The organism is Francisella salina (assembly GCF_000219045.1).
Lineage (GTDB): Bacteria > Pseudomonadota > Gammaproteobacteria > Francisellales > Francisellaceae > Francisella > Francisella salimarina.
The window spans coordinates 1,812,813-1,833,738 of record NC_015696.1 but is presented as its reverse complement, the minus strand read 5'-3'; the positions used below and the strand labels follow the sequence as shown (position 1 = coordinate 1,833,738).

Sequence of the window (20,926 nt, the reverse complement as noted above, 5' to 3'; positions counted from 1 at the left end):
ATGATACTTAATATGCTATCATTGTATTATAGCTAATTTTAGAACAAATACTTCATGAGGACTTATAAGCGCGATATTCATGACTCTGCAGAAGAAAAAAAAGTTTTAACATTGACCGCTTTGGCAGAGTTTGCTGAAAGGTATGGTTATTATGTGGTTCAATCATTATTAATATTTTTTCTTATTGAAAAATTTAATATCTCTCAAGAGGTTTCTGCCTCATTAGTAGGAACAACATTGGCTATGATTTATATTTCAGCTATTGTTGGTGGCTATATTGCAGAAAGTTTGTTGGGGTATTATAGGTCGGGGTTACTCGGTTCCTTTCTTATGTTAGTAGGATTCTTTCTTTTAGCATCGACAGTAAGTCAGACTGCACTATATCTAGGATTAAGTTTGGTATGTATAAGTAGCGGCTTAATAAAATCTAATATGGCGGCATTTATTGGAAGATTTTATGATCGTTCATCTTACGATCATACTAGAAGGGATTTTGGTTTTAATGTATTTTATATGGGGATTAATCTGGGTGGTTTTTTAGGATTAGTCTTAGCGATGTCTCTTAAAGATCATTTTGGTTATGATGCAGCATTCTACAGTAGTTTAGTGGTAAGTTTTGGAATGCTTATTTTATTATCAGTAGGCTATAAAATAATAGATAAACATTTACTAGATGTCACAATTAATCTGACAGTTATTTTAAAAGTTACTGTAATTTTATTTGTATATATAACTTTATTATTTTTTATATTTCAGTTTCCTGAAGTTGCAAACTTTTCTGTATTAGGATCCTTATTCGTTTCTCTAATTATCTTATTTATATCTGTTCGTAAGAGTAGTTTTACCAAGGTCTTTGTAGCAATGATATTCTTCGGATTGTCTATTATTTACTGGGCTTTATATTTCCAGATGTTTATAAGCTTACTACTATTTACTGAGTATACGGTTAAACAATACTTATTGAATTCCAGTCAGATATTAAGTGTGGTTTCGGTAACAATTTTGTTATTTGCTGTTGTTATGGGTAAACTCTGGATATATCTCGGTCGTAGAAACATTATGACTAATGATATAGATAAGTTTAATATGGCATTTGTGATAATGATTTTAAGTTTTCTTATAATAGAAATTTTTATCTATGCTACTCCAGGAGTAGATAAAGTATCTCCATTTGCATTTATTATTGGCTATTTTTTCATAGGAATATCTGAGTTATGTATTTCTGCGATAGGTTTATCATTGGTGACTAAAATTGCACCTAAAGGTTTTGTTGCTTTATATATGGGGATATGGCTCATTACATTAGGCATTGGAGGTAAGTTAGGTGGACTCTTATCTAGCTATTTCTATGTTCCAGAGAATAATGTAGTTCTTGCTAAAGCAAATATTTCAGATGCATTAGATACTTTTGTTGTAATTGCTGTATTAACTTCTTTGTTTATTGTTTTGGTTAGAAAGTATGTTAATAGGAACGCTACATAGCATGGTTTAAGAAGAAATGGTTTAAGTTTATTTAGTTTCCCAAGTATTTCTAAGAGTAACAGTTCTGTTAAATACTAAATTTTCATGACTACAATCTTTTGAGTCAGATATGAAGTAGCCAATTCTGTTAAATTGAAAGTGTTGCTCAGGTCTTATATTTTCTAGAGATTTTTCTACTTTAGCATTTTTAATAATCTTTAGAGAATCAGGGTTTAGTACATCTTTAACATTATCGAAGCTTGCAGGGTTCTCGTGATTAAATAGTCTGTCATATACTCTGACTTCAGCATCAATACAATTGTTTGCATCAACCCAGTGAACAATACCATTTGGTTTTACACCATCATCAGGTTTTTTACCGCCTAAAGTTTCGGGTAAATAAGAACATACTAGTTCTGTAACTTTACCTTCATCATTAGTTATAACTTCCTTACATTCGATTACATAAGCATTTAGAAGTCGTACCCTACCGTTTGGGCTAAGTTTTTTCATACCTTTTTCTAGTTCAAAGACAAAGTCTTCTCTTTCGATATAAATATCAGAAGATATAGTTATATTTCGACGACCAAACTCAGGGTCTTGTGGATGGTTTGGTACATTTAACTCATGAAGAGGCATGTCTTGGATGCTCACCTTTATAGGATCTAAAACTGCATTTTTTCTTAGAGCATTTTTGTTAAGGTCATTTCTAATAGATTCTTCTAAAACAGATATATCTATTATTGAATCTTGCTTAGATATCCCTATCATGTCACAAAAATTACGGATAGATTCTGGAGTATAACCTCTGCGTCTAAAACCTTTGATTGTTGGCATACGTGGATCATCCCAATCATTGACAAGATTGCTATCTACAAGATATTTTAGTTTTCTCTTACTTGTTATAGTGTAGTTTAAGTTTAGCCTTGAAAATTCTATTTGCTGAGGCCTTTGTTGAAATTCAGTTTCTTCGATAACCCAGTCATAAAAAGGTCTTTGATCTTGAAACTCTAAAGTACACAGAGAGTGAGTAATACCTTCTATGGCATCTTCCAGTGGGTGAGCAAACGCATACATTGGATATATACACCATTTATTTCCAGTTTTTGGATGGTGTGAGAATTTTATTCTATATAGAGCAGGGTCTCTAAGATTGATATTACCAGAAGCCATATCTATCTTAGCACGTAGTGTTTTACTTCCTTCAGCAAACTCACCATTTTTCATTGCTTCAAAAAGCTTGAGATTCTCATCTACACTACGTTCTCTATATGGACTATTTTTACCAGCTTCTTTTAGTGTGCCTCGATATTCACGTACTTCTTCTGCTGATAGGTCGCAGATATATGCTTTACCTTTTTTTATGAGTAGCACAGCTAATTCATACATTCTATCGAAGTATTCTGAAGCGAAACGAGGCTCATTTTGCCATTTGAAACCTAGCCACTCTACATCATCTCTTATTGCATTAATATATTCAATATCTTCTTTATCAGGATTAGTATCATCAAATCTTAGGTTACATTTACCTTCAAACTCCTCAGCTACACCGAAGTTCAAGCATATAGATTTTGCATGTCCAATATGAAGATAACCATTTGGCTCAGGAGGAAAGCGTGTTAGAACACTAGAGACTCTCTTTGTTCCAATATCTTTTTTGATTATATTTTTGATAAAATTAGTTTTATTTGCTTTAGTTTCATTATTCATTTTGTCAAAGAAATTATTTACTTAGTAAATTTAAGTAATAGTTTACTTTATTACAAAAACAATAACATATTTTTTTGAAAAAAAAGTATATACTGGATATAATTTGCAGTTAAAATCTAAATGCTTCGCAACATAGGAACTTTCATTATGGATCCTTCAACCATAGACGATAATAAATACTTATATACAATCAAGGAAGTACACAGAAATTTATCACTAGATGAACTAGCTCAACATGCCAAAGAGAATAGTGGTTTTGTTGGCTGCGAAGGCAAAACTCTAGTCGTTGACAGTGGAGATGTTAAGGGCAGACTTCCTGATGATAAGTATATCGTTGAGACCAAGTATGCTAAAAAGAATATATGGTGGAACGAGAATGGATCTGATAATAAAAGATTAAAAAGAAAAAGCTGGAAGTTAATAAAACAGAAGTTTCACGAGGATGTTTCAACGAAAGACATTTTTGTTGTAGAAGGTTATTACAACCATGATGAAAAAAATACAATTGCTGTTCGTTTGATAACAACTCAAGCATCTGCAGCATATTTCTTTAAGTTAATATCAATAGCTCCTAATCAGCAACAATTAGATGAGTTTGAGCCTCAATGGGTAATTATGCACTCTCCAGAGACAGAGATTAGTGATTATGTTGAGATAGGTTTAAACTCACCTAAAATTATCGCTACAAATCTGAAACAACGTGAAAGCATACTTGTTGGGACGTTGTATTTGGCAGAGATTAACAAGGTGTTGTTATCTGTTATGAGTTATTATTTGTCCTTGAATAATATTGGTGTTTTTTATTGTGCAGTTGGTGTTGATGACGAAGCTAATAGCTCTATGTTTTTTGGATTATCAGGGAGTGGTAAGACAACTTTGGCACTAGATAATAATAAAAAACTAGTAGCTAATGAAGCTATAGCATGGACTGAAATGCGAGGAATATATAGTTTAGAGTCTGGCTTAACTATCAAATCAGCAAGTTTTAAGAAAAATGATGGACGTATAAAAAAAGCTCTTCAAGGTAACTTATTAATTGAAAATCCTAATTTTGATGACAGTCAAAATATTATTTTTGGAGAGAAATCAAAGTCACAAAGTAACACATACGTAACTTTCCCGAGAGAAAATTTTGAAAATATAGTAAATACAAATGATCCAAGTAAAATAATTTTTCTTGTAAAAGATGCCAAAGGAGTTCTGCCTCGAGTAGCTAAACTAAGTAAAGGTCAGGCAATTTATTATTTCTTATCAGGTTATACATGTACTTCTACAGGCATTGAGGCTGGAGTTACTGAACCTAAGCCAGAATTTTCTTGTTGTTATGCGCAACCATTTTTATTACTTAAGCCAACTCGTTATGCCAATATTCTACGTCAACGTTTGAAGCATAGTGATGCTAAAATATATATGATTAATGTTGGTTGGATTGATGGTGATTATAAAACTGGTAGACGAGTGCCTGTCGAAGAAACAAAAATGATTGTAAACTATCTTTTGACGGAGCCAGAAAATGTCAGTTTTAAGTTTGAACGACAAAAGTATTTTAACTTTAAAGCTTTGACTTCTATTTATGATAACGATGAAGTTATGCATTTAAAAAATATATGGGAAGATCAATCTTCATACAAGAAACAATATAAATCTCTAATTAAGAGTTTTATCAAAAATTATGAGCAGTTTGAAGATGATGATTTCGCTCTTAAATACAAGAAATTTGAACCAAGTATATAGATACTAATTTTCTCTCTATAAAAAACATAATATATCGATTATAATAGCGCCAATACACTGAAATTTTTTATTATATGTTAATTTATCTTTTTAATTGGTTAAGTCATTACTATAAAGGTCTAGAAGTTTTTAGCAGTTATGTATCTGTAAGAATTATAATGATTTCCATAACTTCATTGTTAATAACGCTTTTTCTCGGTAGGCCAATGATTAGATGGTTGCAGAAAATGCAAATTGGCCAAGTTGTAAGAGATGATGGACCACAAAGTCATTTTTCTAAGAGAAATACACCAACTATGGGTGGAGTTTTAATTCTTTCTTCTGTTATCATATCGGCTTTACTTTGGGGGAATTTGTCTAGCATATATCTATGGATTTTAATTTTAGTAGTTATCTTCTTTGGAGCTATTGGTTTTTTTGATGACTACTTAAAACTAGTTCTTAAGCATCCAAAGGGACTAAGGGCTAAGCACAAATTTGCTTTACAATCTGTTTTCTCAGTTATATTGGCTATAGTTTTGTTTTATCTTTTGTCTAAAAATGGAGAAATGAGTCTTTCAATACCTTTTTCTAAGAATCTATATATTCCTATGGGGATCTTTCTGTTTGTGGTATTGACCTTTTTCATTATTAATGGAAGTAGTAATGCTGTAAATTTAACTGATGGATTAGATGGTTTAGCGATAGTTCCTGTAGTTCTTGTTGCTGCAGGATTAGGTATTTATGCTTATATTGAAACAAATAGTATATTAGCTAACTATTTACTTTTCCCGTACATCGACAATAAAGGACTTGTTGAGGTAGTAGTTTTTTGTGCGGCTTTATGTGGGTCGGGCTTAGCATTTTTATGGTTTAATTCGCACCCAGCAGAGGTCTTCATGGGTGATGTAGGCTCATTGACGTTAGGTGCTGTTTTGGGTGTGATTGCTGTGATGATTCGCCAAGAATTGATATTTTTTATTATGGGTTTGTTATTCGTTATAGAAGCATTATCTGTGATGTTGCAAGTAGGATCATATAAGCTTAGAAATGGTAAAAGAATTTTTAAAATGGCACCTATCCACCACCATTTTGAACTAATGGGCTGGCCTGAGACAAAAGTTGTAATACGTTTTTGGATATTCTCTTTGATACTTTTCTTAATCGGTTTGATAGCTATTAAGGTTAGGTAATGTTCAATTTCTATTTTGATGATAAAAAAATATCTAAACTACTTATGGTTGGTTATGGCTCTACAGGTAGGTCTGTTTGCGATTTTTTAGCTAACTTTATTGATCTTTCAGTTGATATCTCACAGAACGATAATGATTTTATAAATTGTGATTTAGAACAATATGATTTAATAACTGTAAGTCCAGGTATTCCACTTAATAAGTCGCCGTATAGAGTTTTATCTAAATTTAAACAAAAAATAGTTAGTGATATTGATCTGTTTTATCAATCAATTAGAAACACTAAGGCAAAAATGATAGCTGTTACAGGATCGAATGGGAAAAGTACTATCGTCACAATGCTTGATTTTGTTTTAAGAGACTTAGGCTATAAAAGTATCCTTGTTGGTAATATTGGTACGCCACCCCTCAATAAGATTGGTGAGAGATTTGATTACTGTGTGGTTGAGGTTTCGAGTTTTCAAATAGATTTGTTTAATAGTGTAGAGTTTGATTTAGGGTGTGTGATTAATGTATCACCTGATCACTTAGATAGATATAATAACTATGAAGAATATAAACAGTCGAAGCTAAATTTAGCAAAGTTTAGTAATGATTTTTTTGTTTATGATGTGCATAACAATGGTCTTAAGTATGCCGGTGAATATCAGATAGTAAGAGGCTCTATCTATAAAAATGCGACTAAGTTGTTAGATATAAATGAGACAAATCTTTTCGGAGAACACAATTTAGAGAATATTATAGTTGTTCTCAATATTTTTGATAGATTTGGTATAGATGCATTTAAGGTAGTAAATTCAGTTAAAAAGTTTAAGGGGCTTAAGCATCGTTGCGAAGTTGTCAAAAAAACAAACGGTATTACTTATATCAACGACTCAAAAGGTACAAATGTTGGAGCTACTATAGCTGCACTAAATAGTATTACTAATTCGAAGAATATTATATTGTTATTAGGCGGTGTTGCTAAAGGTGGTGATTTTAATCTAATGAAAAAATCTTTAGACAAGTATGTTAAATACATTTGTGTATATGGTCAAGACAAGGAATATATAGAGAATTATATCAAAGATCTATGCCAGTATCAGATTTGTAATGATATGAAAGATGCATTTGACTCAGCTAATCAAAAAGCTCGGAATGGTGATACTATTCTTCTATCACCAGCGTGTGCAAGCTTTGATGAGTTTAGTGGATATGCGGAGCGTGGTGATGTATTCGAAAGATTAGTTGCTAAGCTAAAATAAAAAAATGGGAAAATGTAGTGCTATATAGATTAAAGCTTTTATTAAGTGGTCAAAATACAAAAAAAGAGCGTGTTAGAGCAAAGCTAGAAATAGATATTTCAATAGTTTTTGTAATGTTAGGATTGCTAATTTTTGGTTGGGTAATGGTTACATCTGCTTCTATGGTTGTTGCGTTAGATGATTACAATAATCCATATTTTTACTCTATTAGACAAGGATTTTTTGCAGTTATTGCAATATTTCTTTTCTTATTGGCACTGTTGGTACCTACTAAGAATTATGAGAAAAACTATAATGCTTTTTTCTTTATAATGCTTATAGTATTGGTAGCTGTTTTGGTTCCAGGTGTAGGTAAAAGTGTAAATGGGGCTAGACGTTGGATACCTCTTATTATTATAAATATCCAAGTTGCTGAGTTAGCTAAGCTTTTAGCAATTATCTTTTTCTCTGGGTATATAGCCGAAAATTTACCTAAAATGACTAATTTTAAAGAAGGTATTCTTACGCCTATTACATTACTAGGATGTATTGCAGTTTTGTTGCTTATGCAACCTGATTTTGGATCAACTGTAGTTATTTCAATATGTGTTATGGGAATGTTGTTTGTGTCTGGTAATAAGGTGCGTTGGTATGGTCTACTTATAGGAGCAATGCTTATCATGGCGACTATGCTTGTGATTATATCGCCATATCGAATGCATAGGATTACAGGATTTCTTCATCCGTGGGAAAACGCGAATGGTTCAGGTTATCAGCTTGTGCAGGCTCTTATAGGCTTTGGTCGAGGCGGTTGGTTTGGTGACGGATTAGGTAATGGAGTTCAAAAGCAATTTTTCTTACCTGAAGCACATACGGATTTTATAACATCTGTGATAGCTGAAGAGATAGGTGTTATAGGGTTGATGATTTTACTCATGGTATATTTATTTATAGTATTTAGGGCTATGAATATTGCAAAAATGGCTTTTGAGCTAAAAAGATATTATCAAGCATTTCTATCTTATGGGATAAGTTTTTGGATTGGTTTTCAGGTTTTTGTTAATATTGGTGTTAATACCGGATTGTTACCAACAAAGGGTCTTACTTTACCGCTTATAAGCTACGGCGGTAGTAGTTTACTTATTATGTGCTTTACACTTGGTATTCTAGTAAGAGTTGACTTTGAAAACAAACTCTTAGCGGATACTATCAATCCAAAATATATATATAAGAAAGTAAGAAAATAGTTGTAACAATTAATAATATTTTCTTTTGAAGAGAAACATTTTAAATTTCGCTAAATTGTTCTGGTTTATCCTCTTTGTTTTCAAATAAGAATTTTTGCATTTCGTCTTTGAGAAATTCCTTAGCTTTTGAATCCATTAAGTTTAAACGATATTCGTTGATTAAAATTGTTTGATGAGCTAACCAAGCCTGCCATGCTTTATTTGAAATCTCAGCATGTATTTTTTTACCAAGTTCACCAGGTAGTGGTTGAAATGGGATGGCATCTAGTTCTTCATTATATTTTTTGCATAAAATTTTTGTCATTATTCACTCCTTTGAATATTTAAATACATCTTTTAGGTTTTGGAAGTCCTGCTAGTTTTGCAGCTTGTACAGCAGGCGATACAGGAAATAGTATCTGTAAGTACAAACTATTGCCTATTTTTTCTCCATATTTTTCTTTTAGGGCCTTTACAAGTTCTCTTATAGCCGGAGACTTCTTATTTTGTTGATAAAAGTCGCGTAAGAAGTTGATGACTAGCATATGCTCATCTGTTAATGATATGTTTTCATCATTAGCCATTTTAGCGCAAAAATTGACATCCCAACTGTCAAAGTCTAATAAAAAGCCTTGCTTGTCTATGTTGTAGTTATCCACAAATATGGTAAAATTTCATACTAGTTTTTATTATCTGACAATTATAGCAAACAAGAGTAATTGTTTTAATCCATAAAAAGGCATATTTGATGAAAGTTACATTATATACTACTAAATATTGTCCATATTCTTTGAGAGCAAGAATAGCTCTAGCAGAAAAGAAAATGGCAATGGATATTGTTGAGGCAGGAGATTTGGAACCAAAAGTTGTGAAAAAAATTTCTCCAAATGGTATTTTTCCTGTTTTAATGGAGAAAGACTATAGTATAAATAATAGAAAAGCATTATTAATATACATAGATGAGAGATTTCCGGCTCCAAGTCTACTGCCAAGTGTTGTTAATGATCGTATTAAGATACGCCTTTCTTTGGACAAAATTGACAATGAGTGGTATCCAGTACTTGATGAAATTAGAAAAAATAAAGAAAATAAAGCTAAGTTGAAAGCAATTTTTAAAGATCTTAAAGAGAGTTTATTAGCTATGGAAAAAGCTTTTTCGGATTCTGACTATTTCATATCCTCAGGTTTTACACTTGCTGATTGTTACATAGCTGCTTTAATTATTTGTTTAGAAGCAGAAGGTTTTGTAATTGATGAAGAGTATGGGTCAATTTTTAATTATAAGAAGCGTGTTTTTGCAAGAGATTCTGTCAAAAAAGCCAATTTAAAAGGTGGAGCTGGAGAGTCTTTGCTAAAGACTCTAAGAGCTCATCGATAGGATATAATAATTATGTGGTATCAAGGTTTTATAGATTTTGTATTTTTTGTTTTGAGTACAATCTTGGTTGTAATAGCTATTGTTTTTGTTATAGGTAGCTTTTTTTCTTTACTTGCCAAGGCAAAGCAAGAAGTTGCAAAGTTAGCTAAAGGCAAGCTTGAGATAAATAAAATAGGCGATGAGTATAGATCTACTAAAGAGCAGATTTTAGGAACTATTCTTGATAAAAAAGAATATAAAAAGTTTGTTAAAGAGCAGAAGAAAGTTGATAAGCAAGAAAAGCCAGAACAAAGAAAGTTTGTTATCAATTTTAAGGGAGATGTTCACGCATCTCAGGTTGAAAATTTACGCAACGAAGTAACAGCAATTTTAGCAGTTGCGAAACCTGAAGATGAGGTTGTGGTAAGAATTGATAGCCCTGGTGGTGTTGTTAATGGCTATGGTTTTGCTGCGGCTCAGTTGGAGCGTATTAGACAAGCAGGAATAACTTTGACAGTTTGTATTGATCAAGTTGCTGCTAGTGGTGGCTATATGATGTCAGCTGTTGCTAATAAGATTATTGCTGCACCTTTTGCAATAGTGGGCTCAATCGGGGTCGTTGGAACAGTTCCTAATGTCAGAGAGTTACTTGAGAAAAATGGTATTAATGTTGAAATGCACACGTCAGGTGAGTTCAAACGTACGCTTACAACTGTTGGTGAAAATACAGAGGAAGGGCGTAAGAAATTTAAACAAGATTTGGAAAATATTCACGAACTATTTAAAAAGCATATCTTGGTATATCGTCCTAGTTTGAATATACACGAAGTAGCTACTGGAGAGTATTGGTTTGGTAAAGATGCTTTAGGTTTAGGACTAGTTGATGAGATTAGAACTTATGATGACTATTTGATTGAGTTATTAAACAATCATTATTCTGTTTATGAAGTCAGTTATGTTAGGAAAAAGGATAAAGGACTAATAAAATCTAAGCTTGCTATGATTAAAAAAACTATTACAAGTTTTTTGTATGCACGTAAAATAATATAGGACGAAAGTGTTATCTTTAGATATTCATCAGCAACTTCTTGATAGTTTTTTTGAACAAAAAACTAAGAAAATGCTTCATCATGCTTTTATTTTTAGAGTTAAAGATGCTGTGTTACTAGATGGTTTTGTAAGTTCCTTGTGCCAGTTATTGTTGGGTCAGAAGGTTGTAAACTATAAAGAATCTCCTTATATAAGTATAGCTGCTATAGAGAATGATGAAATTAAAGTTTCAGAAATAAAAAAGATAACCAAAAACTGTGGGTTAACTGCGCATAATAATTTATGTAAAATAATTATAATTGAAGAACTTGATTTCTTAAATGAGTCTGCAGCTAATGCTTTATTAAAAACATTAGAAGAGCCTTCAATAGACACATTCTTTTTGATGTTTACCAAAAATTATACTGATATCTTGCCTACAGTTAAAAGTAGATCTTTAGTTTATGACATTAAATTTAGCCAAAAAGATAAATATAACTATTTAAAGTATACATTTGATATGTCTCAAGAAGCAGTTGAGAAATCATTGTTGATGGCTCGTGATGATGTGAATATTGTAGCTAAAATCAAGCTTGAACAACATTTTTGGACTCTTAGAAATAATCTAATGAAGGTTTTGGTTAAGCAAACAAACCTTAATGTGTTTTTGAAAGAGGTTAATCCACATTTTAGAGATGTTTTATATTGGTTAACGAGTGTAATAATTGATGCTTATAATTATAATCTCGATGAGCAAGCTAGTATTGCTAATTACGATAAATTGGCAGTTATAAAATACCTCTCAGCTAAGTTTACAGATGATTATATATATAAGCTTTATTATAAATCATTGGAAGCAAAAGGTTATTTTGCAAACTTCAAGAATGTTGATAAAGAATTGGTTATAGAAAATTTAATATTAGAAATTATAAAATAGGTGAAATAAAATGGATGTTAAACAACAACAAAAATTAAAAGCTCAAGCACACTCATTAAAGCCCGTTGTCCTAATGGGGGAAAAGGGGCTTACTGAGAATGTAATGTTAGAAATAGATTTGGCTCTAGCATCACATGAGTTAATTAAAGTAAAGGCAGGACGTTTACCGAAAGAAGAAAAGCAAGAAATTGCAGAGGAGATTGTTAAAGCTACAAAATCTGAGATTGTGCAAATTATAGGGAATATCCTGGTGTTATATAGACATAATCCTAATAAGGGTAAAAAGTAATAGTAGCTATTCCTAATAGGCTTCACTTAATTCAATAACTTATTTTTAGTACTATAAATATTTTAAAAAATTCTATAAAATTTAATTTATAAGTCTTTTCTGGATCTATTTGATAATGAAAAAAAAGATTAGTTTGATTTTTATAGTAATTCTGGGTCTAGCTTTGTACTCGTGTTCAACGATGTTCAGTGACGAGTTCGTTTATTTAGGTCATCCGAAGTCTTTAAGTGAATATCACATATACTATGATAAAACTCAAAATTTATATATGTTTGTTGATACTAAAGGCTGTTTCTACAAATCTGAAGAGTCTGGAACATGCTTTGCATTAGATGAAGATGAAACAAAATACTTCCTTGATAATGTGCTACCTAAGATGATAACCGCTGAGAATAAGATCTTAAAGTATAAGCAAAAGCTTTTAAAGTATATGAAGGAAACAAATAAAAAATCTATTAAAAAAGCTGTGAAGATAAACTATGAAGTTAGGCCTGTGAAGCAGATAGATATTGATAACCATAAGGAGTATCATTTAGTTAATCAACAGTATAACCTTGAAGCTAATTTAGTAGTTATAGAAAATGATGATGACATCTTGGTCTTATATTCTGTTAGAATTCCAGAAGCTATGAAAAGACAAAAAACACCTAATAAACCATTCTTGCTTGATCCTGAGTATCTGAAAAAAATCATGAACAAGGATTTTATAGCACGAGCAGAAAAATATCATTTAAATAAAAAAGCAGCAAAAAAAGCTAAGCAAGAAGAATTCAATAACTTTTTAAACAATGATATAGATATATAAAAATGATAAATATTGCATTATATGAACCTGAAATTCCACCCAACACTGGTAATATAATTAGATTATGTGCAAATGTAGGTGCTAAATTACACCTGATTGAGCCATTAGGGTTTAAGTTAGAAGATAAGCAACTTAGAAGAGCTGGTCTTGACTATCATGAATTTGCAGATCTTAAGATTTATAAAAATTTTGATGAGTTTTATCAGAAAAATAAAGAAAATAAGATTTGGGCGTGCACAACAAAAGCGAAGCAGTACTATCATCAAGTAGATTTTGATAGTGATGATATTTTACTTTTTGGTCCAGAAACAAGAGGTTTACCAGCCGAAGTTTTAAGAATGCTTGAACAAACTCAGCTCAAGATTCCAATGCATGAAAACAGTCGTAGTTTGAACTTATCAAATTCTGTGGCAGTAATTTTGTATGGAGCATTGAGTAATATAGGCTTCGATAAATTAGGCCTTTTGTAGTGAAACTCTATAGCTAATAATATTAGATAAATATTAGTGTTTATTTGAGCTATTTGGTTAAAGTTTGTGAAATTTACTGATTAATAAGTTTCTTTTTAAATGGTGAAAGACCAAAAGATATAAATGAAACAATTACTATAGCAATTCCAATCATTAAGAAAAGGCTGGTATAGGTATTTAGAGATAGAGTGAGGGTTTCTGAAGATACTTGCTGTTTACTTATCGCAGTTAATTGAGCAACTAATCCACCCAAAATCGAAGCAAATGCCAAGAATACCCACCACACTCCAATCATAAAGCCATTAACTTTAGCTGGAGCAAGTCTACTAAACATTGATAGCCCAATCGCGGATATTAGCAATTCCCCTAGTGCTTGAAGTGCATAACTACCAAATAGCCAGTATGATGAGATTACACCACTATGAGCTGTAAACTTAGAAACATACAGTAGTATGAAAGACAGGCCTATTACAAGTAACCCAGTAGAGAATTTGCTATATACATTTAAGCTAAACTTCGTGTTATTAGAGTGTACATAGTACATCGCTAAGATTGGACTTAAAACAAATATCCAGAAAGGATTAAGTGCTTGGAATGTCTCCGGTGCTATTATAAATCCTAAAATTGAATGATCTGTGTTTTTGATAGTAAAGAGGTTTATTGATGATGCCATTTGTATGTATGATATCTTATATACTATAGCTTCACACATTAGTATCAAAGCAAGCATCATCTTGTAGAAGTAGCCATCTTTCTTGTATAAAAATGCTAAATACATATAGATAAGTAGACAAGCAATAAAACTCAAAATGACTATTAATTTTGCTAAGAATAGATATGCAAGTAGAGCTTTGACTATATATATCATAGCAATTACCCCTATTATTACCCAGAATAAATAACTTAATCTAAGCTTTTGGGCACCTGCGTGAGTAGATATATGCTTCATTGTGAAACCAAAGCCTACAAAAGTAGCTATAGCAAAGATCAAAGCTATAGAGATAACTACAAAACTCGCAGAGTAACCATAATGTTTTGCAATCGTTGGAATTGCTAAGCTACCAAGTAGTGAGCCTAAATTTATAGCCATATAAAAAAGAGTGAAAGCATTGCTGATTTGTCCGGAGTCACTTTTTTCATAACATTTTGATAGCAGGCTTGTAGGGTTTGACTTAAATAAACCTGTACCAACACATATAAAAGAAAGCCCCCATAGTGTTGACTCCTTATCCCCAATCGTTAGAAGTACATAACCACTTAACAAGACAATAAGTCCCAGAACAATGGTTCTTTTTGCCCCGAGAATTGCATCCCCAATATAGCCGCCTAATACTATAAAAGCATATACTAGTGCTGCAAATGCAGCATAGGTCGCAATTGCCGAACTTTCGCTTAATTGAATGCTACCACGTTGTAAATAAACAACTAAAATGGCAACTAAAGCCTGATAGCCAAATCGCTCCCATATCTCTAACATAAAGATAGTATAAAAAGCCTTAGGCTGTTCAAAGATTTTTAACATAAGTTGGTTTCCAATTATTTCTAATTAATTTGATATTAGAGATTGAGGTTAAGTTTAATGAGCATGAAGTGATATTTATCTCTACATTCTTTCAGGAATAGAGATTCCCAACAAATCTGCTGCTGTAGTCATGGCTTTTATTGTTGCCATACATAATGCTATTCTTGATTTTTTTAATTGCTCATCTTCAATATTCATTATAGGGCAGTTTACATAAAACTTATTAAAGCTATTGGCTAGAGAATATGCATATTCACAAATATGATGAGGTTGGGAGTTTTCATAAGCACGAGATATTGCAATAGGGAATTGTATTAACTGTAGTTGCAGTTTTTCTTCATGTTCATTAGCTGCTTTTGCTATTCTATACTCTTTAGCTAAAGTGTTAATGTTGTAATTCTCGCCGAAGATCTTTCTCAAAATAGCTTTTGCTCTAACGGTTGTATATAGTAAGTATGGACCTGTTTTGCCTTCATATTGGGCGAATTTTTCTAAATCAAAAATATAGTCATTAGAGTAGTTGTTAACCAAATCACCAAACTTAATGGTTGCCATAGCTACTTGATTAATAATATTTTCATCCTTCTCCTCAGGCATTCTTTTGTGAGCATACTCTTTTGCTTGAGATATTAGATCTGAAAGGTGCATTACGCCACCTTCACGTGTTTTAAATGGACGACCATCCTTACCATTTACTGTACCAAATGCAACGTGTTTAAGTTTACATTCTTCATTAACGACTTTTGTTCTCTTAGCCACACTAAATACTTGCTTAAAGTGAAGGGACTGTCTTTTATCTACCACATAAATTATTTCATCGGGATTTAAATCTTTAGCACGCTGCCATAGTGTTGCAAGGTCTGTTGTGCCGTACATCACACCACCATCTTTTTTGATAACTATAAGAGGAGGAATTCCTTCCTTATTGGTGTCAATGACCCATGCACCTTCATCTTCATATATGAAATTATTCGTTTTAAAATAGTCAATCATTTCATCTACGAACTTGTTCGCATCACTTTCACCAAGCCATAAGTCAAAATGGACATCTAAACTATCAAAATCTTTTTTAATAGCTTCTATAGATATTCTCACGAAATGCTGCCATAGAGCTACGTAGCCTTTACGGCCTTGTTGAAGCTCAAAAGTTGCTTGTCTTGCTTTATCCATTTCAGTTATATCTGATTTGCATCTTCTTGACGCTCTAGGATATATTTCCGCAAGTTCTTGAACTGTTACAGGAGAGCTTTTTGGATACTCACCGCTATAGTTCTCATCAAAGTATACAAGCTCTGGGGATTCTAGTTTTATTTCTTCTATTAGCATGCCCATTTGTGTGCCCCAGTCACCAAGGTGAACATCTGATATTACATTATCATTATAGAATCTGTGTATTCTTTGTAGCACATCCCCTAAAAGTGCTGATCTAATATGTCCAACGTGCATTGGCTTGGCTACGTTTGGACCTCCAAAGTCTAAAACTACTTTTTTTGATTGGGCATTAGTTTGTACGCCAAATTTAGGTGAGTTGAGAAATTTGTCAGTTGTACTAGCCAGAAATTTATCTGATAATGATATGTTTATAAATCCAGGCTTAGCTACTTCAAGTTTAGAGAAAATATCTTCTCTATCAATTTGCTCTATTATCTCTTGGGCTATTATTAGAGGAGCTTTCTTAGCAAATTTAGCTAGTGGCATAGCGCCATTACATTGAAAGTGACCCACGCCTTCACGATTAGATGTTACAACTTTAGCAAAAGTTTGAGAGTACCCTAGCTTTTCAAATGCTTGAGCGAATATGTCTGATAAATAGTTTTCTATATTCATTGAAATAGTCCAGTTCTTTGTTTTAGAAGTTACCGTCTTTAAAATTAAAAATGGAAAAATTAAGTAAATGTAGATATAATATCACGGTTATTTTTAAAAACTCAATAAAATTAAGGCTTTTAAAGGTCAAATATGCTAAAGGGGATTCACAGGTATTTACTAGTATGTTTAGGTACTGTAGCGTTTACAGTGCAAGCGCATGCTGCGCGAATTATTAGTAAAAATCCTATCAAAGAAGATTGGAAGTGTGAAATTGTAGATGGTCAATGGAGCTGCAAAAGAGCAGAAAAGCCGAAGAACGTTTTTGATAAAGAAATTAGTGCAGCAGAAAAAGAGAAAGCTTTAGCTGATGATTTAGCGTGGGTTAAGAAACCAGAAACTTTTGTAGGAGGCTATTATAGTAATGATCCTCAGTTTACTCAAGCGCTATGTGCTTCAAAGAAGACCGACCTTAGTTATGAAAATTCAGAATTTGACAATGACGGTACATTAATTGCTTCTGGTAATGTTCAAGTTCTTCAGTGTGATCAAGAATTATATGGGAATAATGCCATAGTAAATCTAACTAGTGATAATAGTGCAATTAGATCAATGGTCATGACAGGTGATGTTATTGCTAAACAACCATCTACTGGGATCGTAATTAGGACTAAAGAGCTAGACTCTGATATGACTAATGGTACTTATAGTACTGGCGAAGCTTACTTTAGAATGGCACGTGAGACACCTGATACTAGAATATATAATAAAGAGAACTTTACTGGTTATTTGCGCGGTTATGCGAAAACTCTTAAGAAAGAGGAAGATGGTAATATAATGCTTTCAGATGGTTATATTACTTCTGGTGGACCATATGATAATGCTTGGAAAATAACTGGTAGTGATATCGATATCGATACTAATACAGAGATGGCATATGTTAAAAATGGCTTCTTCAAAATAGATGATGTGCCAGTGATGTATATACCATATTTCTCACACCCGATAAATGATAAACGTAAATCTGGATTCTTATTCCCAGGTTTTGTTCAAAATAGTAATTCTGGCATAGGGGTTTCAGTACCATATTATTTCAACTTAGCACCAAACTATGATTTCTTACTTAATAACGTTATTTGGTCAGAAAGAGGTATTATGGAGAATGGTACATTCCGTTACATGACCAAATACTTTGAGGGACAGTTTGAAGGGTCGTTAGTTCCATGGGACTTCAAAGAAGGAAGAATGAGGGGAGCGTTCGATATAACCACGACAGGTAGTTATGCACTTGGCGATGGAACATTATCTACAAATCTAATATATGAGTATGTTAGTGATGAGAATTACTATAATGATTTCTCGTCAGGTAATGTTGATTTGGTTACAAAGACACTATTAACTAGACAATTTGACCTTAACTATGGTAATGAATATATAGACTCTGGGATAACAGTCCTAGATTATGGAGTTGTAAATCCAGCTATTGACTTAGCAAATATACCTTATGCTAAGCTACCAGAAGTGAGGTTTAATATAACTTCTGATGGCTATACTCCTGATTATGTAACTCTTAGTGCAAATACTCTTAATACTTACTTTTATAAGTCTCCTTGGGAAATAAATCCTGCTGCTGGCCCTGAGAGAGGAACTAACGTGAGTGGTTTTAGATCTTATGAAGCACCAAAGATCAAGGGTAACTTTAATAATGGTTGGGGGTATTTTAATCCATCCTTAGAACTACCTATTCGTTATTACCAGCTTGATAGAAAATCATCTGATACAATTAAGTTTGATAATAGTACAGTTACAAGTGTTTTACCTATATTCAATATAGATGCGGCTGCTTATTTTGACAGGGATTATACAACTGAAAGTGGCTCTTATACTCAAACAATTAAACCGAGATTATTCTACACATATATCCCGTATCAGAATCAAACGGATATTCCAATATTTGATACAAGCATGCAGAATGAACAATATATGCAGATGTTCCAGGTAAACAGATTTACTGGGTTTGATAGAATCAATAATGCTAATCAGTTAACTTATGCATTGGAAACTTATACAACAAGTCAGGATGACGGAAGTACATTAGCTTCTGCCAAAATTGGACAGATGGCATATTTTGAGGATAGAAAAGTTAACTTGTGCCAAGGTGATGCAAAATGTCCATATCCTGGAATGGAAGATAAGTATGCGAATGATATGTTTTCTCCGATTATGTCATCTTTTGAATTTCAGGTAATTAAAAATATTTATTTGTCAGCACAAATTAACTATAGGCTTCAAACATCAAAGTTTGATTATCAAGTCTATCAACTATCATATAAAGATGAGAATGAAAATATTTTCAATATTTCTTATAACAGTATAGAAGATAACTGGAACTCTATTACACAAGAGCAAATTAATAATGGACAGACTCCACAGCCTCAGGAGACAATAACGTTATCTACAATATTAAATATTACAGATCACTGGGGTGTTACAGCGTTGTGGAACTACAACTTTAAACAGCAGCAAATATCGAACGTATTTGCAGGTATTCAATATAATGCTAAATCTTGGGCTATTAGGGCTATGTGGCAGGCTAGTTCATATACTAACGAAGATCCTAACAACCCACAAAATTTAGCTGATTTGACAAGTACATATATGTTAGAGTTCGAATTAAAGGGTCTTGGAGGTATTGGTGACACTAGTAATCTATCTTCACGTTTACAACAGATAAACGGTTATAAGGTTGGTGAATGGGGAGAAGGTATATAATGAAGAGGTTACTGTCTTCAATTACTATAGTGCTATTAACTACTTCTGTGGGATTGTCTGATATTTCGTCTAGTTTGTTTCAAAATTCATTTAATTCTAGTATAAGTGCACCAGCAAATTCACCAGAAATGTCTGAAGATAAAAGACATTTGGTTAATAAGACAGTAGCGATAGTTAATAGTAAGCCTATTACTTCTTTTGAACTGGATCGAGAGGTGGCAAAGCTTGAGGCTATGAACCCAAATGCAAATTTTAATTCTGATTCATTACAAATTAGAAGAGAAGCTTTGCAAGAATTAATAGCTCAAAGCGTTTTGTTACAATTGGCTGAGCGAAATAATATTGTGGTTTCTAATCAGCAGCTTGACTCTGCAATAAAAGATATAGCTGCAAAAAATGGCGTTTCTGTTGACTCTCTTAAATTAAATATTGAAGCATCAGGCATGTCTTTTGATAGCTATAAGAAAAGAATCAGAGAGCAGCTTATGGTGAGCCAATTACAACAACAAGCCATTTCACAACAAGTATATGTTTCTCCGGAGGAAATCCAAAAATATATTAAAAAGCATCAAGAGCAATTCGATAAAGAAATGGCTCCTGTTAAGCTTTATACTTTAAAAAATCTGATTGTGGCTCTACCAGATTCAAAAAAAGCACGTCAAAAGAAAATAGGTTTATTTAAGAAATTAGCAATTGCTGTTAATAAAGGCTATATTGACTTTTCTGAAGTTGTTAAGCAATTTTCTCAAGCCCCTAATGCTACTTATGGTGGTATTGTTAGCCAACAGGTAAAATTTGATTCAATACCTAGTATGTATAAAGAGTATGTAAAAGATTTGAAAGAACATCAAGTATCTAAACCTTTTATAATAAACCATACTCTACAAATGATATATGTAGATAATATTGATGAAAAAGCTCCGATGCTAAGCAAAAAAGTTACTAAGTATTATGTTTATGCTATTGAAATAAAGCTAGATGGAGGCATGACAGAAGAGGGTGCTAAAAGCTCCTTAGATCGAGCTAGGCTTGCTATAGAGAGTGGTCAAAGTTTTACAAAGGTCGCTTTAAAGTATAACCAAGATTATGATCATGCGAATGGTAGGTTTAGATGGGTTTCAAGATTAGATAGTCCACCTGTCATACCACCAGCAGCATTTTCAAAATTAGAGTCAATGAAAAAAGGAGAGGTTTCTGAACCTTTTCAGGCGGATTCTAAGACTTGGATGATTATCAAATATACTAAAGTAAAAGAACATGATGCAGCAGAGGAGCTTAAAGAACAGAAAGCACTGGAAGCAATATTCTCTGAGAAAGCCCAAGAAGTATATAAGACATGGTTAACTTCTATGAAGGATGATGCTTATATTGAAATATTAGAAAGTGATTTAAAGACACCAGAACTTTATTAAA

General features: G+C 32.5%; 18 protein-coding genes. 13 read left to right on the top strand and 5 right to left on the bottom strand.

Annotated elements, in window-relative coordinates:
- Window positions 1-54: 54 nt before the first annotated feature.
- Complete coding sequence (locus tag F7308_RS08955; RefSeq protein WP_013923551.1) at window positions 55-1,482, top strand: peptide MFS transporter; 1,428 nt, start codon at window positions 55-57, stop codon at window positions 1,480-1,482.
- A gap of 27 nt (window positions 1,483-1,509) precedes the next feature.
- On the opposite strand, the gene F7308_RS08950 is transcribed toward F7308_RS08955, so the two are convergent.
- Window positions 1,510-3,171: a glutamine--tRNA ligase/YqeY domain fusion protein gene (locus tag F7308_RS08950; protein WP_013923550.1), complete on the bottom strand. Its 1,662-nt coding sequence runs from the start codon at window positions 3,169-3,171 to the stop codon at window positions 1,510-1,512.
- A 147-nt stretch (window positions 3,172-3,318) separates the two neighbouring features.
- Here F7308_RS08950 and F7308_RS08945 point away from each other — a divergent pair, with 147 nt between their 5' ends.
- From F7308_RS08945 to ftsW, 4 genes are all read left to right on the top strand, one after another.
- Window positions 3,319-4,905, top strand: a complete 1,587-nt coding sequence (locus F7308_RS08945) for a phosphoenolpyruvate carboxykinase (ATP) (protein WP_013923549.1) — start codon at window positions 3,319-3,321, stop codon at window positions 4,903-4,905.
- Between the two features lie 74 nt (window positions 4,906-4,979).
- The gene (mraY, locus tag F7308_RS08940) at window positions 4,980-6,077 is read left to right on the top strand and encodes a phospho-N-acetylmuramoyl-pentapeptide-transferase (protein ID WP_041263832.1); all 1,098 of its coding nucleotides are present in this window, start codon (window positions 4,980-4,982) and stop codon (window positions 6,075-6,077) included.
- Complete coding sequence (gene murD, locus F7308_RS08935; protein WP_013923547.1) at window positions 6,077-7,321, top strand: UDP-N-acetylmuramoyl-L-alanine--D-glutamate ligase; 1,245 nt, start codon at window positions 6,077-6,079, stop codon at window positions 7,319-7,321. Before mraY ends, murD begins: the two co-directional genes overlap by 1 nt.
- Window positions 7,322-7,338: 17 nt before the next feature.
- Window positions 7,339-8,547, top strand: a complete 1,209-nt coding sequence (gene ftsW, locus F7308_RS08930) for a putative lipid II flippase FtsW (protein WP_013923546.1) — start codon at window positions 7,339-7,341, stop codon at window positions 8,545-8,547.
- 40 nt (window positions 8,548-8,587) lie between these two features.
- Here the strand turns inward: ftsW and F7308_RS08925 are convergent, their stop codons facing one another.
- A complete protein-coding gene (locus tag F7308_RS08925) occupies window positions 8,588-8,851 on the bottom strand; it encodes an oxidative damage protection protein (protein ID WP_013923545.1) in 264 nt (87 codons plus the stop codon).
- A gap of 19 nt (window positions 8,852-8,870) precedes the next feature.
- The gene (locus tag F7308_RS08920; protein ID WP_041263830.1) at window positions 8,871-9,185 is read right to left on the bottom strand and encodes a TusE/DsrC/DsvC family sulfur relay protein; all 315 of its coding nucleotides are present in this window, start codon (window positions 9,183-9,185) and stop codon (window positions 8,871-8,873) included.
- An 86-nt stretch (window positions 9,186-9,271) separates the two neighbouring features.
- Here F7308_RS08920 and sspA point away from each other — a divergent pair, with 86 nt between their 5' ends.
- The 6 genes from sspA (at window position 9,272) to trmL (ending at window position 13,413) form a co-directional block, all read left to right on the top strand.
- Complete coding sequence (gene sspA / locus F7308_RS08915; protein WP_440137195.1) at window positions 9,272-9,904, top strand: transcriptional regulator SspA; 633 nt, start codon at window positions 9,272-9,274, stop codon at window positions 9,902-9,904.
- Window positions 9,905-9,916: 12 nt separating this feature from the next.
- On the top strand, window positions 9,917-10,933 hold the full coding sequence (gene sohB, locus F7308_RS08910) for a protease SohB (protein WP_013923542.1): 1,017 nt from the start codon (window positions 9,917-9,919) through the stop codon (window positions 10,931-10,933).
- A 7-nt stretch (window positions 10,934-10,940) separates the two neighbouring features.
- Window positions 10,941-11,849 carry a DNA polymerase III subunit delta' C-terminal domain-containing protein gene (locus F7308_RS08905; protein ID WP_013923541.1) on the top strand — a complete coding sequence of 303 codons (909 nt, stop codon included), beginning with the start codon at window positions 10,941-10,943 and terminating at the stop codon, window positions 11,847-11,849.
- Window positions 11,850-11,859: 10 nt separating this feature from the next.
- Entirely contained in the window at window positions 11,860-12,138 is a 279-nt protein-coding gene (gene yhbY, locus F7308_RS08900; protein WP_013923540.1) for a ribosome assembly RNA-binding protein YhbY, read from the top strand.
- A gap of 115 nt (window positions 12,139-12,253) precedes the next feature.
- Complete coding sequence (locus F7308_RS08895; RefSeq protein WP_041263828.1) at window positions 12,254-12,943, top strand: FTN_0109 family protein; 690 nt, start codon at window positions 12,254-12,256, stop codon at window positions 12,941-12,943.
- A gap of 2 nt (window positions 12,944-12,945) precedes the next feature.
- On the top strand, window positions 12,946-13,413 hold the full coding sequence (gene trmL / locus F7308_RS08890) for a tRNA (uridine(34)/cytosine(34)/5-carboxymethylaminomethyluridine(34)-2'-O)-methyltransferase TrmL (RefSeq protein WP_013923538.1): 468 nt from the start codon (window positions 12,946-12,948) through the stop codon (window positions 13,411-13,413).
- Window positions 13,414-13,486: 73 nt separating this feature from the next.
- On the opposite strand, the gene F7308_RS08885 is transcribed toward trmL, so the two are convergent.
- Together F7308_RS08885 and argS are read right to left on the bottom strand one after the other, a co-directional pair.
- Window positions 13,487-14,935: an oligopeptide:H+ symporter gene (locus tag F7308_RS08885; protein WP_013923537.1), complete on the bottom strand. Its 1,449-nt coding sequence runs from the start codon at window positions 14,933-14,935 to the stop codon at window positions 13,487-13,489.
- 81 nt (window positions 14,936-15,016) lie between these two features.
- Window positions 15,017-16,762, bottom strand: a complete 1,746-nt coding sequence (gene argS / locus F7308_RS08880) for an arginine--tRNA ligase (RefSeq protein WP_013923536.1) — start codon at window positions 16,760-16,762, stop codon at window positions 15,017-15,019.
- Between the two features lie 132 nt (window positions 16,763-16,894).
- Here argS and F7308_RS08875 point away from each other — a divergent pair, with 132 nt between their 5' ends.
- On the top strand, window positions 16,895-19,513 hold the full coding sequence (locus F7308_RS08875; protein WP_013923535.1) for an LPS-assembly protein LptD: 2,619 nt from the start codon (window positions 16,895-16,897) through the stop codon (window positions 19,511-19,513).
- Window positions 19,513-20,925, top strand: coding sequence for a SurA N-terminal domain-containing protein (locus tag F7308_RS08870; RefSeq protein WP_013923534.1), 1,413 nt, complete (start codon window positions 19,513-19,515; stop codon window positions 20,923-20,925). The genes F7308_RS08875 and F7308_RS08870 overlap by 1 nt, the downstream gene beginning before the upstream one ends.
- Window position 20,926: the final 1 nt, after the last annotated feature.

Excerpts from the sequence above, each read along its gene's own strand:
- F7308_RS08955 (WP_013923551.1), top strand. The coding sequence starts at position 55 with ATGAGGACTTATAAGCGCGATATTCATGACTCTGCAGAAGAAAAAAAA.
- F7308_RS08950 (WP_013923550.1), bottom strand. The coding sequence starts at position 3,171 with ATGAATAATGAAACTAAAGCAAATAAAACTAATTTTATCAAAAATATA.
- F7308_RS08945 (WP_013923549.1), top strand. The coding sequence starts at position 3,319 with ATGGATCCTTCAACCATAGACGATAATAAATACTTATATACAATCAAG.
- mraY (WP_041263832.1), top strand. The coding sequence starts at position 4,980 with ATGTTAATTTATCTTTTTAATTGGTTAAGTCATTACTATAAAGGTCTA.
- murD (WP_013923547.1), top strand. The coding sequence starts at position 6,077 with ATGTTCAATTTCTATTTTGATGATAAAAAAATATCTAAACTACTTATG.
- F7308_RS08925 (WP_013923545.1), bottom strand. The coding sequence starts at position 8,851 with ATGACAAAAATTTTATGCAAAAAATATAATGAAGAACTAGATGCCATC.
- sohB (WP_013923542.1), top strand. The coding sequence starts at position 9,917 with ATGTGGTATCAAGGTTTTATAGATTTTGTATTTTTTGTTTTGAGTACA.
- yhbY (WP_013923540.1), top strand. The coding sequence starts at position 11,860 with ATGGATGTTAAACAACAACAAAAATTAAAAGCTCAAGCACACTCATTA.
- F7308_RS08895 (WP_041263828.1), top strand. The coding sequence starts at position 12,254 with ATGAAAAAAAAGATTAGTTTGATTTTTATAGTAATTCTGGGTCTAGCT.
- trmL (WP_013923538.1), top strand. The coding sequence starts at position 12,946 with ATGATAAATATTGCATTATATGAACCTGAAATTCCACCCAACACTGGT.
- F7308_RS08885 (WP_013923537.1), bottom strand. The coding sequence starts at position 14,935 with ATGTTAAAAATCTTTGAACAGCCTAAGGCTTTTTATACTATCTTTATG.
- argS (WP_013923536.1), bottom strand. The coding sequence starts at position 16,762 with ATGAATATAGAAAACTATTTATCAGACATATTCGCTCAAGCATTTGAA.
- F7308_RS08875 (WP_013923535.1), top strand. The coding sequence starts at position 16,895 with ATGCTAAAGGGGATTCACAGGTATTTACTAGTATGTTTAGGTACTGTA.
- F7308_RS08870 (WP_013923534.1), top strand. The coding sequence starts at position 19,513 with ATGAAGAGGTTACTGTCTTCAATTACTATAGTGCTATTAACTACTTCT.